This window comes from Acinetobacter sp. BMW17 (assembly GCF_001592855.1).
Classification (GTDB): Bacteria; Pseudomonadota; Gammaproteobacteria; order Pseudomonadales; family Moraxellaceae; genus Acinetobacter; species Acinetobacter johnsonii.
Window position 1 is genome coordinate 90,650 of record NZ_LSOD01000020.1, and the last position, 13,959, is coordinate 104,608.

The following is a 13,959-nucleotide window of genomic DNA, read 5'->3' on the forward strand; positions in this document are numbered from 1 at the left end:
ATAGTGTTTTTTGAATTATTGAGTTGCTAGTGATTATGGCCTTAGAGTTACTCCCGCCTAGTATGTTGAAGGCAATCGATTTATTGCCAGATGCAAAAACGCCAGTGACGTTGTTTACACGTCATTCCATTCGTGAAGTTGTTACGGGTCAGGGGCTTGCAGGCTATGATTTACAGTTGACGCATCAAGGGCGAGATTTGGCGGAGGCGTGGGGTTCCTATCTGATTGATAATACGGATCGAGTGATACAACACTGTATTTCTAGCCCAATTCAACGTTGTATTGATACTGCTGCATTAATGATTCAAGGGGCAGATGGACAAACCCTTGAGCCGAATACCCACCGCATTGAAATTATCGAACAAGGTTTATTGGTTGAGCCAGGTAGTTTTGTTTTGGATATTAAGCAAGCTGGGCCTTATTTTCAGCGTCAAGGTGCTCTAGGATTTATTAATAGCTTTGTTAATAATGCCTTACCCGGTATGAAGCATCCGATTCATGGCGTCGTAGATGTATTGGAGCTTATATATAACACGCATCCGAACAATCCTTATGGTCTGAGCCTTGCGGTCAGTCATGACACGATTTTAGCCGCGATTTTGGCAGTTATTTCAGGGCGTACGATTGTGACCAAAGAAGACTGGCCGAAAATGATGGAAGGTCTTTTCGTATGGTTTGAGGGAGATGTGTTTTTGGAATCAAAATTGAAATGGATTTGGCGTGGGGAAATGAATGAACTGAATATTCATGAATTTCAAAATCTGTAAGTGCTTTGTTTATTAATAAAAAATCAGCTATAAATCTCGTTCATTCATTTAGGCGTTCGTTTGAAAGTGAAAAAGAATATATGAGATTTATAGATCGATCATTCGTCAACCTTATTAAATGCTATATCGCATAAGTTTAAATTTTGGCTTTGAGTCGATTGGGAAAATCGAGCAAGTCGATACTCAGGCCTGCATCATTTAAAGGCCATAATGAGGTATTCACTGCTACGCTGTGCTGATGAATGCGATTGTATTTATCTGCAGCAATTAACGTGGCAATCTCATGATTCGAAAGAGTATATGCATTGACAACATCGGCTGGATATTGAGTACGGTCATAAAACTCAGCTTCCGTTTCCCCTTGGTGCAGTGCAAAAATACGTTCAATTGCAGGTAAATAGACGCCATAGCCTAACCACGCGTCAACGCCCTGAGAGGCCTGAATTTCTGCGGTTCCGCGCATATTTGAGATGACTTTGGCGAGTATGTCTTTTTCACCTTTGGCATAAAAATACTCAATATATTGTTGTTCTGTCGGTTGGAATTTTTCAAGTGTTGGAAGAAATTTATTAATCATGCTATTCCCCAGTAGAACATTCTATGTGGTTTCATTATAAGAAAACAGAATACCATAATTAATTTATGGGATTTTAATCATTTTGGATCTAAAAATTAAAATAAGCTACGTGCTTACAAAGAAAATTAATTGAAATCTCTTTTTTTTAAAAAATTGACTGACAAATATTGGCACTATATTGGTGCAAATTCAAATGTATAACTCATCATTATTTTTCATAAATTCAAGCCCTGTCACAGAACTTTTACTTTTCGGACTTTAGTTTTAATGTTTATAAAAAATATGTTCTGAAGTGACAAATTATGTAAATTGAATATGAATAGAAAATAGTGTTGAATAATTAAGTTTTTGATTTATATAAATTATTAATGATTTTTAATTTTATTTGTGACTGTTTTGGGGGGAGATGTGAAAAGTGTGAATGAGTTCTTGTATTGCAAGCTAAGTCTTTGTGTTGTAACGCTGATGCTTGCTGCATGTGGTGGTGGGGATGGCGATTCGGCAGAAGCTGCACCTGAAGTTATTGAAAGCACATTGGGGTATTTTGACTACGATGCAAACTCAAAAACACGTGTGATACGAAATGATTTAACTGGTAGCTTTGAGGCGATGTTGCAATTTGGTCAGAGTCATGTGGTTGATCCAAATGGTAATGAAAGTAAAAAAATGCCACGTTTAACGATGGAAAAAGAGGCATTGTTATTGGTTACACCCAGTCAAGCAATGGGAACAATCGAGATGCTGAGAGCAGACATCTATATGAATAACCAATGGTTAAGAACTATTGAATTGGCTGATCCAACACACATTCCTCAGTCTGATCAAACTAATACTGATGACCGTCTGCGTGTGCAATATAGTAAGCGCGCGTGGAGTGCTCGACTCAATTGGGATGAAATACGTCCAGGTTTGCGTATTCAGATCAAAGATTCTCTTGGACGTCAGGGGCAAATTGCGGAAGACAAAATTGATTTTGCCTCTCCGGGAGAGTTGGTCTTAAACAATATTCGTATCGGTATGTTAACGGCTCCTCCTGTTTCCAATGGTCACTATATGCTGAATGATCCTGTTCGGGCAGGTTCAGATTACTTTCAAACGATTCCAGCTGCTGAAATGACCGTTGCAAAATATGATGATATTCAGTTGGATCGCGTCATGATTGCAGACGGGACGATTTACGATACGGCAAGCACCAGCCAAGGCGGAGTTTATGAGGGTGACATGCGTGAAAACGTGGGTAAGTCGACATTTAGCGTAGGTATTAATCTAGCAAACTGGGGAATTACCAGTGCTTCGATGGCAAGTCAAAATCAACCACAATTAACCCAAACCGTAGTTGCACACCATAGCCGTGGAAAATATGCCAATGGCGAAAGTAATCATGGCTTAAGTGGTGGTAACGGCATGCTAACTTTGTATGATTCGGTTGGGAATGAATTTAGTCATGAAATTGGACACCACTATGGATTGGGGCATTATCCTGGGCAGGAGAAGGGTAATGATTTCTGGACCTCACATCATGCGGACAGTGGTTGGGGTTATATTCCGTATCGTAATATGATGCGGGGTAATTTGATTTGGAATAATAAGGATTTATGGGCTTCTTCTACAGGAATTGCAAATTTTTTAGCTTTATATCCACATAGCCGAGATGCAATGTCTGGTGGTTATGCATCAAGCTCAGTTTCACGTTATACCCACTATACGGGTTATAGCACTTATTTAAAAATTCAACCGCACTTTAACCGCTATGTGTGGGATAAGACTTCACCGACGGGCTATAAAAAATGGAATGAAGTCATACGGCAGATGGAAGTGGTTCAGCCTACTATGCCAGATTCTGCTGCACCTGTTTGGTATCAACCAAAGCAAAACTATTTACGCCCACGTGTCTTTGGTGAGCCTGTAGTGACCATTTTGGGTGGCTATGACCCTGTTGCAAAGGTTGGGCTACTCTATCCTGCAGCACGTTCAAATTGGGGCAATGTCTATGATTTACCCACTGCAAATACGGCGTTAAATCAGGATGCATGTTGGTTAAATATACAGTATCCAAATACAGTAACCAATATTGCACTGGCTCCGACACGATTAGGTAGTAATGCCAATAAATTACATGTCAATTTAGCGCTTGCAGATCACCCTCAAAAAGTTGATTTATATTGTAAGCAGGCCAATGCTGCTGCCAAATTATTATCGACTACAGTGATTCCCCAATATACTACGGCTATTACACCTGCTGTTAAGATTGGGAAAGCGCAGGGTTATAAAGCCTTACGCGATGTAGAGTTGCCCCTACTTGAGCAAGAGCTACTGAATCAGGCGGCGAACAATATTATTGTTTTGTCACCAAACGGTTTAATGCTTTATCAGGCTTATAAGTCATATAAAAATGAGATGAGTTTAGCTGCACAGCAGGTACTTGAGCGTTATGAAGAGCAAGAAACTAGGTGGATGCGTTTAAATCGTTGGGTAAATGTTTATTATGATGATTTAGCCAAAGATGTACCTGCTGCGATTGATGCACTCAATGCTTTTATCAAACAGCTAGGTTTACAACAAGATGACCCACTTGCACAAAGTGGATTGTTGAAAAATAACAAAAACTGTTTAAAAACGGAGTTAACTGCGAACAAAAAAATGGATGTTTACATTAGTGGTCCGTCGGCTTGTACTGCTGATGATACTGAGCAGTGGGTTTATGACAGTTTAGGACGTATCCATAGCAAAGCGGCTATGGGACAATGTTTAACGGGTAATGGAGGAAGTGCTAAAGTCACCTTGACTGACTGTATGGCGAATAATACAGCACAAGTGTGGTCAATGGATGCGACGGCGTCTGCCATTAAACAATCAGGACAGTGCTTAGACTTAAACTCGGGTAGTTTGGTAAATAACCGTCAGATTGCAATTCGATATGGTTGCTCTGGAAATAACAATCAAAGATGGACAATGCTGAATCAAAATACAAGCTTGATTTTGGCTGGGGCAACCTCAAAAAATATGGGTATTTTAGTGAAAAACTTGAAAGCTCAATCTTTGAATTAAACCACTGCTCATCTGGCAAATGATTCAACATAAAATGAAAAGAGCTCCCTAAAGGGGGCTTTTTTTGTAAGTAGATGTTCTCGTGGGTGCTAGAGAGCGCTTGCTAAATTTTATTTGAGTTTTAAGCTGTATTGTTAAGTAACAGATGTACTGAAAAGGTGTGCGTAGTGTGAAAATTCAAAAAATAGATACAAAAAAAGCCCTTTAAAAAGGGCTTTTTTTAATGCATAAATTAGTTAGCTAAAGCTTTAACTTGTGCATTTAAACGGCTCTTATGACGAGCAGCTTTGTTCTTATGGATGATGCCTTTATCAGCCATACGGTCGATTACTGGTACAGCAGTTTTGTATGCTTCAGAAGCAACTGCGTAATCACCAGCAGCGATAGCAGCTACTGTACGTTTGATGTAAGTACGAACCATAGAACGTAAGCTTGCGTTGTGTTTGCGTGCTTTAACGTTTTGACGAGCACGTTTTTTAGCTTGAGCAGAGTTTGCCACTCGTGCACTCCTTGAAATAGATTGGTCTGGGCGGGCTGAAATTCAAACTGAAAACCAAATCAGAAGAACAATCACCAGCCCGTAAACAAGTGGCATATTTTGATTAATATACGCAGTGAAGTCAAGTCTTGACATGCTTTGACTATATTTAAGATACATAAAAATTCTAAAGAAAAGGTAAGATTAGTCATCTGCATGGGGGTTTGTATAAAAATGACACAAAATATAGAACAAGCGATTGTGATTGGAGCAACGGGTTTGGTGGGCTTAAACCTGATTCAACAATTACAACAACTGCCAAGTTGTAGCAAAATACTGGCTGTGGTCAGAAAGCATAATGTGCAGCTCGATCGGTATGACAAAGTTCAGCAACTGGAGCTGGATGATTTTTTATTACTCAACCATGAGGATGTTCAGGGCTACAGTCATGCTTTTAGTTGTTTGGGGACGACTTTAAAGAAAGCTGGCTCAAAAGAGCAGTTTTATGCCATCGACTATGTGGTGAATGCACATTTTGCTGAATTGTTTGTTTTGACCAAAACCCATTATGTGTTGATCAGTGCCTTGGGCGCGCAAGCCAATTCGAAAATTTTCTATAATCGCGTCAAAGGTGAGCTTGAAGAGACCATTCGTGGACTCGATTTATATAAGGTCAGTATTATGCAGCCATCCTTACTGATCGGACAGCGTAATGAAGGTCGCATGTTGGAAGATATATTCCAAAAGGCTTATACCAAACTATCGCATTTTATACCAAAGCATTTTAAATATAAGCCAGTGACAGCAGAACAAGTGGCTCATACTATGGTCGAGGCTGCCCAAACGCAGACCGAGAAATTTGAAATATATGATAATTTACGCATACAAAAGACAAAATGAGGGGAAGTGTGGTGACGACAGCATTTGTGACATGCGATTTATTGGATGATCATCCTGAACTTGATTTACAAGTGGTCAGCCCATCGATGGATGGTAAGTTCTTTAGGAGCTATGGTGCACGTAAAACCTTTGGTGGTGAGGTGGTTACGGTTAAATGCTTTGAAGATAACTCTCGGGTGAAAGAGCTGTTAGCAACAGATGGTACGGGTAAAGTATTGGTTGTGGATGGTGGCGCTTCGATGCGCTGTGCCTTGATGGGAGACTTAATTGCAGAGTCAGCAGTCAAAAATCACTGGAATGGTGTGGTGATTTATGGCTGTGTCCGTGATGTAGATGCCATTGCTGAACTAGATTTAGGTGTGCATGCTTTAGCCGCCATTCCACAAAAAAGTAATCGTAAGGGTGTAGGAGAAGTTGATATCAGCCTGCATTTTGGTGGTGTCACCATTCAATCAGGTCATTATCTCTATGCGGATAATAACGGCATTGTCATTGCAAAAGAAAAACTGGTCGATGCATAAGTAGCAACCAGACTCATAATAACATCAACAAAAGATATGGACCTGTAATATGGTGAAGCATCAAATTAAAGTGATTCAGGCTCTTTTTTCGGGGCTTGCGCAAGGTGGGCGTGGTGTAACTGGAACGCCGCATCCTAAACAACCTAAACAACCTTTAAAGCTCTATGAGTTTGAAGGCTCGCCATATTGTCGTCGTGTGCGTGAAGTACTGACTTTGTTGAACTTGGATTATGAAGTGTATCCATGTCCTAAGGGTGGAACTAAATATCGTCCTTTGGTGAAACAGTTGGGTGGGAAAACCCAATTTCCTTTTTTACTCGATGAAAATACAGACACTAAGCTATACGAGTCTGAAGATATTATTCACTACTTGTTTGAACAATATGGTCACAGTGGTAAAACACCGAAAAAGTATGCACATTATCCCAAAACACCTTATGTTGCTTATGTCGGGACATTGGTAAATGGTGCGAGTGGGGTGTGGATCAACAAGAATATTAAAGATCGCGTAGCGCCAGAACAGCTGTTACAACTTTGGGGATTTGAAGCCAGTCCTTATACTCGGATTGTCCGTGGTTTACTGACCGAGTTGGAGCTCCCTTTTAAGTATCATAATGTGCCTAAAGAACGTTGGCAAGATCAAGGCCCAGCAGTACTGCGTTTAAAGCCGGGCAAATATGTACCTTTGGCAGGTGGAAAGCGTGAGCAAGTCATGCAGGTGATGGGGCGTGATATTCAAGTGCCATATTTGGTTGATCCGAACACTGAAACAGCTTTGTTTGAGTCGGCAGATATTGTTGCTTATCTCAAGCAGACTTATGCAGCATAAGAAAAAGGCATCTCTTAGAGATGCCTTTTTTAATTCCTAAGCATTGATATTTTATCGGACTGATCTGATTTTTGTAATTACAATGGAATGATGAATTGTATTTATCTTCAGTTGTTATAAAAATATTCATTATTTGGTTGATAATACGACACACATTCAAACATCCGTAGCATTAAGGAAACGTGTAATTTCTTGGGAAAATTTGAGCGGTTCACTCAATAAAGGCGTATGCCCAGATTTTTTAAAGATCACCATTTTTGCATGCGGCACACTTGAGGCAATCAGCTTTTGTCCTTGAGCAGGATAAAGTTTAGAGTCTTCACCAATAAAAAATGTAGCTGGTCGGTCAATCTGACGGAGGGCACTGCGATAGTCTTCTTGATGATCAAGATAATTTTGAATATACCAAGCCATATAGTCTAAACGCTGGATCGGGAGCATGAATTTTTGCAAGTATGGCTGTTGAAATGCTTTTTGAAATAAGGCCGCAGTTCGAGATGGCGTGGCTTGTAGTTGAATAAAAGCCAACCATTGCTTAACCAGTTCTGTACGCATAGACGCTGTTAAGTCTGAGACCAAACGATACTGTGCATTTTGGGCCAATAGGTCTGCAATGTTTTGTAGGATGACTTTGAAGTCAGCATGCTTTTCAGCAAATAAACCATGTGGCCAGTCTGCATCTACGCTAATCTTGGGAGTTTGGTCAATGTGTAAATAGCTACTGATATGGTCTTGAAAGCGACCATATTGCATACCATGCATGGCTGTCGTGGCGCCCATAGAGTAGGCAATCACATGGAATGCTGTATCAGCATATTGATTTAGAAAGCAGTTTAAATCTTGCCAGTGGCTGGAAATTGCATCCAGTGTGGGAATTTTGCACTGTGCTGAACCACCAAAACCCCGCCAGTCAGGAATGTAAAAGCGGTACTTTTTACGGTGTTGATATAAAAAAGGCAGCCATTGCCAACTTTGCATCCCTAAGCCAGATAAAACCAGTACAGGTGTGCCTTGTCCAAATTCTCGAACATAGAGTTTTTCGCCATCTGGCATTAAATAATGTGGCATGGTCCATCCTTTGCGTGGCTTATTATTTTTCGAAGTTTTTAAGCGCTGGAATCATGGTCTCTAGCCACTCAATCCAACCACATTCTAAATTAATTCCAAGTTGTAAAATCATTTTATGAATATATAAGGTGCGATCATTTTCTTCAGCATGACCAAAGTCTTTGGCAAAAATGCTTTGGTAAATTTGTAATTTTTCTTTGTGTAGGGTGAGATGTCGTTCCAGTTCAGGCAAAACCGTGTTGCCGCCAAGTTGAGCTTCAACACGCAGTCTCACCATCAGTTCTTCACGGAGCTGGGCAGGTGGGCTTTGTTTTACCAGCCAGTCGGCAAGTTCTGTACGTCCGAGCTGTTCTGCCTGATAGGTTTTTTTACGCGAGGTTGCACCATCATCTTCTACTGTTGAAATCCAGCCTTTGCTTTGCATAGCGCTGAGTTCTCTATATATCTGTTGATGTGTAGCATTCCAAAAGAAGCCCATTGAACGGTCAAAACGACGCGCTAACTCAATACCTGTGCTTGGTTTTTCAATCAAACTGGTCAATAAAACATGAGCTAATGACATTTCGGTAATATTTCGCAAATAAAATGGACGTAGAGTCATTATGCAACATGTTGCATAAAAAACAAATCTCGATTATAAAGATAAACATTATGCAACTTGTTGCATTAAATAATTTGATCTAACCTTGTATTTAAAAATACCAGCCAGCGAAAGCACGCCAAGGAGTACACATGTCTAATTATCCGCATTTACTTGCGCCTTTAGATTTAGGCTTTACCACATTAAAAAACCGCGTATTGATGGGATCTATGCACGTTGGACTTGAAGAAGTTGAAGGTGGTTATGATCGCATGGCGGCATTTTATGCAGAGCGTGCCGCTGGCGGTGTAGGGCTAATCGTAACAGGGGGTATTTCACCGAATGATCATGGTGTGACTTTTCACGGTGGTTCTAAGTTAGATACTTTAGAAGAAGCGGAAAAGCATAAAGTCATCACACAAGCCGTACATGATGCGGGCGGTAAAATCGCATTACAGATTTTACATACTGGGCGTTATTCTTATCAGGCTGAAAACGTCGCACCATCTGCAATTCAAGCGCCGATTAACCCTGTAAAACCCCATGCTCTTACTTCTGCTGAAGTGAATCAGACTATTGCGGACTTTGTGAATTGTGCAAAATTGTCACAAGTTGCTGGCTATGATGGTGTTGAAATCATGGGTTCAGAAGGCTACTTAATCAATGAATTTATCGCAGCACGTACCAATCATCGTGATGATGAATGGGGTGGAAGCTATGAAAATCGTATTCGCTTTCCGATTGAGATCGTAAAACGCACTCGTGCAGAAGTTGGTGAAAACTTTATTATTATTTATCGTCTTTCAATGCTGGATTTGGTTGAAGGTGGTTCGACTTTAGAAGAAGTGATTCAGCTTGCCAAAGAAATTGAAAAGGCAGGTGCAACCATTATCAACACAGGTATTGGTTGGCATGAAGCGCGTATTCCCACGATTGCAACCAAAGTTCCACGTGCGGCATTTACATGGGTGACCAAGAAGCTAAAAGGTTCGGTTAAGATTCCTTTAGTGACGTCTAACCGTATTAATACCCCTGAAATGGCTGAGCATGTTTTGGCTCAGGGTGATGCGGATATGGTGTCGATGGCACGCCCAATGCTTGCAGATGCTGAGTTTGTACTCAAAGCAGAACAAGGCCGTAGTGATGAAATCAATACTTGTATTGGTTGTAACCAAGCTTGTTTAGATCAAATTTTCTCCATGCAAATTGCGACCTGTTTAGTCAATCCGCGTGCATGTTATGAAACTGAACTGATTTTTAAAGAAAGTGCGGCTAAGAAAAATATTGCGGTTATTGGTGCTGGGCCTGCAGGTTTGAGTTTTGCGACTTATGCCGCTGACCGTGGACATCAAGTGACTGTTTTTGATGCAGCAAGTCAGATTGGTGGACAGTTTAATATTGCGAAGACTATTCCTGGTAAAGAAGAGTTTTACGAAACACTGCGTTATTTCAAACGTAAAATTGAATTACAACCGAATATCAAATTGGTGCTGAATCATACCGCAACTTATGAAGAACTGAGTGCTGAGAACTATGATGACATCGTGGTTGCAACAGGCGTTACTCCACGTGAGCTGACTATAGAAGGGATTGATCACCCGAAAGTGTTGAGCTATATCGAAGTTCTACGTGAGCGTAAGCCTGTAGGTAAAAAAGTTGCGATTATTGGTGCGGGCGGTATTGGTTTCGATACAGCAGAATACTTAAGCCATGAAGGTGAAAGCGGTAGTTTAAACCCACAAAAATTCTATGATGAGTGGGGAATCGACACTAGCTATGCACATGTCGGCGGCTTAAAACAGCCAGTCTTGGAGCAGTCAGATCGTGAAATTTACCTTCTACAGCGTAAAGCGAAGGCAGTCGGTGCAAGCTTAGGTAAAACCACGGGTTGGATTCACCGTACGGGACTAAAACATCGCGATGTAAAAATGATTGCAGGTGCAAGCTACGACAAAATTGATGATCAAGGTCTCCACATTACAGTGAATGATCAGCCAACGGTTTTAGAGGTTGATCACGTGATTATCTGTGCAGGACAAGAGTCTTATACTGCAATGTACGACCAGTTAAAAGCCGATGGTAAAAATGTGCATTTGATTGGTGGTGCGAAAGAAGCAGGTGAGTTGGATGCGAAGCGTGCGATTCGTCAAGGTGCGGAACTGGCTGCGACCATTTAATCGATAACAATCATTTATCCGCTTAAATTTTGTAATAAAGCTCCCTCTCCTATACGGAGAGGGTTTGGGAGAGATATTTTCTAAAATATTATCTTTTCCCTCGTGTAGCCTTTTCCATGAAACGTATGTGGTGTAAGAGAAGGTGCTTTTATTGCAGATTTGAGTGGATTCACTTTCATAAGGACATAAGAATGAGTTTAGCAACAACAAAACAAGCCTTGGTACGCTGGCATGATATGGTCACGACTCGTGATATGAGCATCTTAAATGAGCTTTTAGCAGAAGATGTCGTGTTCCGTTCACCGGTGGCATTTAATCCTTATCCGGGTAAGCAAGTGGTTTTTTTTATTTTAAGTAATGTGATTCAGGTTTTTGAAAACTTTACTTACCACCGTGAATTTTTTACAGAAGATGGTTTAAGTGTCGTCCTTGAGTTTTCTGCCAATGTCGGCGAAAAAAAGCTCAAAGGGATTGACATGATTCGTTTTAATGAGCAAGGTCAAATTGTAGATTTTGAAGTGATGATCCGTCCTAAATCTGGGCTAGAGGCCTTAGCTGTACAAATGGGACAGCGAATGGCAGCTTTTGCACCTCAAGCTGGATGATAAACGTGTGACTTGTTATTTATAGTTAGGCACGAAAATTGATGCATCACCAAGAAAGATAGGAAAAAGAAGGTACTGATATGAATGCTGTGTTCAGTTTGCTAAACCAATTAAGCCAAACGGCGTGGGATCGAGTGACTGGTGCGGAACAACCGAAGCTCTATATTAACCCGAAAGGGCAAATTCAAGAGACTGTTGGGGCGCTTACACAGCTTCAAGAAAAGTACCGACCAACGCCGTGGTTATCCAACACGCATGCTCATCTTTTGTATTTTGATGTGATTCGTAAGCGTCGGATTCAATTGGAATACGATCATTTTGATCAGTTAGAGATGCAAGACGGTGGGGTCACTGGCATTATGTGGTTTGGTTATGACTTGCCTGAAGCGACGCCAACGGTTGTGGTTATGCATACGATTACAGGCTCTCCTGAAAGTATGCGTGAGGTGGTGCGTGACTTAAATCGCTATACGGGTTGGCGCGTTGCACTGTGCTTACGCCGTGGACATGCAGACCTTCCAATGCCTGTACCCAAAATGAATCTTTTCGGTTCAACCGATGATTTACGTGAACAAATTGCGTTTATTCAAAGCACATTTCCAAGTTCAACGTTGTATGCGGTAGGCTCTTCTGCGGGAACGGGGCTTTTGGTGCGTTACTTAGGTGAAGAAGGGAGTCAAACACCTTTTAAGGCGGCCTTTGCCCTGTGTCCGGGTTATAACACGGAGTTGGGTTTTGTAAATGTGCATCCCTTTTACAGTAAGGTCATGACCAAGAAACTGTTTAAGAAATTTATTTTTCCCTACCAGCAAACGTGGCAACAAACAGCGTCTGTGTCGCAAGTTTTAATGACCAAAACCTTGGCTGAGTTTGAGTCGAGTTATTATGAAATGGCGGGTTATGTGGACTATGACAGTTATAACCAAGCCACAAACCCAATCTATGTATTTGAAAATGTCACCATTCCATTGCTGATTTTAAATGCAGAGGATGATCCCGTTTGTCACATTAAAAATTTTGAACCGTATAAAGACATGATCCGTCAAATGCCGAATATTGCCGTTGTGACCACCAAAAAAGGCAGCCATTGTGGCTTCTATGAAGGGGCACTCAATACCGAGTCTTGGGCAACCAAGCTGATTGCGGACTTTTTGAAATTGGAACAACAAAAACACTAAGTATAAAAAAGACCTACAGCAGTGTAGGTCTTTTTTTGATTGGTTTAGTCGTGTAAGGCTTAAACGGCTTCACAAGCTTTCTTGCTGAGACCGAACTTCATCTGCAGTAAAACCAAGATTAAGGCCATAAAGCTGAGTGCGGCACCTGCATATGAAACCGCTGCATAGCTGAGTTGCATACTTAATACGGTTGCTCCTGCAAAGGCACCTAAGGCATTGCCTAAGTTAAACGCGCCAATGTTAACGGAAGAGGCGAGACCAGGCGCATCTGCTGCAACTGACATGACGCGCATTTGCAGTGGTGGTACTACCGCAAATGCTGCCGTACCCCAAATCACTAAGCCAATCGCTGCACCAACGGTTGTTTGCGCTAATACTGGGAAAACAAGCATCATCACCATTAAAAGTATAAGGAAGCCTATCAGGGTTTTCTCTAGGGATAGATCGGCAAACTTTCCACCCAAATGATTACCAATGGAGAAACCAATCCCGATTAAAACCAACATTAAGGTGATGGTTTGCGGTGATGCCTGCATAAATACATGTAGGCTCGGTGCAATGTAGGTATATAACGCAAACATTGCGCCCGCGCTCATGACCGTGGTTAATAAAGCAAGGACGACAGGCGCACGTGTTAAAACACGTAATTCTTTTGCTACATTCGGTTTAACCACATCGTGATCTTGTGGGAGTGCTTTCCATAGTGCCAATATGGTCATAATGCCTAAGATTGAAATCGCAGCAAAAGCCATGCGCCAACTGGTATTTTGACTGAGCCACGTTGCAAGTGGCACACCGCCAATATTGGCAATGGTGAGACCCATAAACATCATGGCGACCGCACTGGCTTGTTTATCTTTAGGCACAACACTGGCCGCCACCACCGAACCTAAGCCAAAGAATGCACCATGGTTTAAACTGGTAATTAAACGTGCACCCATTAAGCTCATATAATCAGGTGCAACGGTCGCCAACACATTCCCAATCGTGAAAATAGCCATCAATAGGATTAAAGCGGTTTTCTTAGGAAAGCGTGCCAGCCATAAGGTCATGAGCGGAGCCCCAATCATGACACCTACTGCATAGGCACTAATCAGCAGTCCGGCTTGTGGAATTGAAACGGACAAATCGTTGGCAATTTCAGGCAAAAAGCCCATGGGTGAAAACTCGGTGGTTCCAATGGCAAAAGCACCCACTGCAAGTGCCAAAAGTGGAAAATTAATTTTCATAG

At 41.4% G+C, this 13,959-nt stretch carries 13 protein-coding genes; 8 read left to right on the forward strand and 5 right to left on the reverse strand.

Annotated elements, in window-relative coordinates:
- The first annotated feature begins 35 nt into the window (after nt 1-35).
- On the forward strand, nt 36-767 hold the full coding sequence (locus AXW61_RS05610) for a histidine phosphatase family protein (protein ID WP_004696597.1): 732 nt from the start codon (nt 36-38) through the stop codon (nt 765-767).
- Nucleotides 768-903: 136 nt separating this feature from the next.
- Here the strand turns inward: AXW61_RS05610 and AXW61_RS05615 are convergent, their stop codons facing one another.
- On the reverse strand, nt 904-1,344 hold the full coding sequence (locus AXW61_RS05615) for a hypothetical protein (protein WP_062033110.1): 441 nt from the start codon (nt 1,342-1,344) through the stop codon (nt 904-906).
- 465 nt (nt 1,345-1,809) lie between these two features.
- Here AXW61_RS05615 and AXW61_RS05620 point away from each other — a divergent pair, with 465 nt between their 5' ends.
- Entirely contained in the window at nt 1,810-4,392 is a 2,583-nt protein-coding gene (locus AXW61_RS05620) for a M66 family metalloprotease (RefSeq protein ID WP_062033112.1), read from the forward strand.
- Between the two features lie 232 nt (nt 4,393-4,624).
- On the opposite strand, the gene rpsT is transcribed toward AXW61_RS05620, so the two are convergent.
- Nucleotides 4,625-4,891, reverse strand: coding sequence for a 30S ribosomal protein S20 (rpsT, locus tag AXW61_RS05625; RefSeq protein ID WP_004696602.1), 267 nt, complete (start codon nt 4,889-4,891; stop codon nt 4,625-4,627).
- A gap of 213 nt (nt 4,892-5,104) precedes the next feature.
- On the opposite strand from rpsT, the gene AXW61_RS05630 reads away from it, so the two are divergent.
- The 3 genes from AXW61_RS05630 to AXW61_RS05640 are packed head-to-tail and all read left to right on the forward strand — an operon-like array spanning nt 5,105 to nt 7,120.
- On the forward strand, nt 5,105-5,770 hold the full coding sequence (locus AXW61_RS05630) for a nucleoside-diphosphate sugar epimerase (RefSeq protein ID WP_062033114.1): 666 nt from the start codon (nt 5,105-5,107) through the stop codon (nt 5,768-5,770).
- A gap of 8 nt (nt 5,771-5,778) precedes the next feature.
- Nucleotides 5,779-6,291 carry a ribonuclease E activity regulator RraA gene (rraA, locus tag AXW61_RS05635; RefSeq protein ID WP_062033117.1) on the forward strand — a complete coding sequence of 171 codons (513 nt, stop codon included), beginning with the start codon at nt 5,779-5,781 and terminating at the stop codon, nt 6,289-6,291.
- Between the two features lie 49 nt (nt 6,292-6,340).
- Nucleotides 6,341-7,120 carry a glutathione S-transferase N-terminal domain-containing protein gene (locus AXW61_RS05640; RefSeq protein ID WP_062033120.1) on the forward strand — a complete coding sequence of 260 codons (780 nt, stop codon included), beginning with the start codon at nt 6,341-6,343 and terminating at the stop codon, nt 7,118-7,120.
- A 156-nt stretch (nt 7,121-7,276) separates the two neighbouring features.
- On the opposite strand, the gene AXW61_RS05645 is transcribed toward AXW61_RS05640, so the two are convergent.
- Entirely contained in the window at nt 7,277-8,188 is a 912-nt protein-coding gene (locus AXW61_RS05645) for an alpha/beta hydrolase (protein ID WP_062033123.1), read from the reverse strand.
- A gap of 22 nt (nt 8,189-8,210) precedes the next feature.
- Nucleotides 8,211-8,750, reverse strand: coding sequence for a PadR family transcriptional regulator (locus tag AXW61_RS05650; protein ID WP_062033212.1), 540 nt, complete (start codon nt 8,748-8,750; stop codon nt 8,211-8,213).
- Nucleotides 8,751-8,920: 170 nt separating this feature from the next.
- Between AXW61_RS05650 and AXW61_RS05655 the strand changes: the two genes are divergently transcribed.
- The 3 genes from AXW61_RS05655 (at nt 8,921) to AXW61_RS05665 (ending at nt 12,728) form a co-directional block, all read left to right on the forward strand.
- Complete coding sequence (locus AXW61_RS05655) at nt 8,921-10,945, forward strand: NADPH-dependent 2,4-dienoyl-CoA reductase (protein ID WP_062033125.1); 2,025 nt, start codon at nt 8,921-8,923, stop codon at nt 10,943-10,945.
- Between the two features lie 191 nt (nt 10,946-11,136).
- On the forward strand, nt 11,137-11,550 hold the full coding sequence (locus AXW61_RS05660; protein WP_004981883.1) for a nuclear transport factor 2 family protein: 414 nt from the start codon (nt 11,137-11,139) through the stop codon (nt 11,548-11,550).
- A gap of 80 nt (nt 11,551-11,630) precedes the next feature.
- Nucleotides 11,631-12,728, forward strand: coding sequence for an alpha/beta fold hydrolase (locus tag AXW61_RS05665; RefSeq protein WP_058951785.1), 1,098 nt, complete (start codon nt 11,631-11,633; stop codon nt 12,726-12,728).
- A 59-nt stretch (nt 12,729-12,787) separates the two neighbouring features.
- On the opposite strand, the gene AXW61_RS05670 is transcribed toward AXW61_RS05665, so the two are convergent.
- A complete protein-coding gene (locus AXW61_RS05670; RefSeq protein WP_062033128.1) occupies nt 12,788-13,957 on the reverse strand; it encodes an MFS transporter in 1,170 nt (389 codons plus the stop codon).
- Between the last annotated feature and the right edge of the window lie 2 nt (nt 13,958-13,959).

Coding starts and splice junctions, on each gene's coding strand:
- AXW61_RS05610 (WP_004696597.1), top strand. CDS start 36: ATGGCCTTAGAGTTACTCCCGCCTAGTATGTTGAAGGCAATCGATTTA.
- AXW61_RS05615 (WP_062033110.1), bottom strand. CDS start 1,344: ATGATTAATAAATTTCTTCCAACACTTGAAAAATTCCAACCGACAGAA.
- AXW61_RS05620 (WP_062033112.1), top strand. CDS start 1,810: ATGCTTGCTGCATGTGGTGGTGGGGATGGCGATTCGGCAGAAGCTGCA.
- AXW61_RS05630 (WP_062033114.1), top strand. CDS start 5,105: ATGACACAAAATATAGAACAAGCGATTGTGATTGGAGCAACGGGTTTG.
- AXW61_RS05640 (WP_062033120.1), top strand. CDS start 6,341: ATGGTGAAGCATCAAATTAAAGTGATTCAGGCTCTTTTTTCGGGGCTT.
- AXW61_RS05645 (WP_062033123.1), bottom strand. CDS start 8,188: ATGCCACATTATTTAATGCCAGATGGCGAAAAACTCTATGTTCGAGAA.
- AXW61_RS05650 (WP_062033212.1), bottom strand. CDS start 8,750: ATGTCATTAGCTCATGTTTTATTGACCAGTTTGATTGAAAAACCAAGC.
- AXW61_RS05655 (WP_062033125.1), top strand. CDS start 8,921: ATGTCTAATTATCCGCATTTACTTGCGCCTTTAGATTTAGGCTTTACC.
- AXW61_RS05660 (WP_004981883.1), top strand. CDS start 11,137: ATGAGTTTAGCAACAACAAAACAAGCCTTGGTACGCTGGCATGATATG.
- AXW61_RS05665 (WP_058951785.1), top strand. CDS start 11,631: ATGAATGCTGTGTTCAGTTTGCTAAACCAATTAAGCCAAACGGCGTGG.
- AXW61_RS05670 (WP_062033128.1), bottom strand. CDS start 13,957: ATGAAAATTAATTTTCCACTTTTGGCACTTGCAGTGGGTGCTTTTGCC.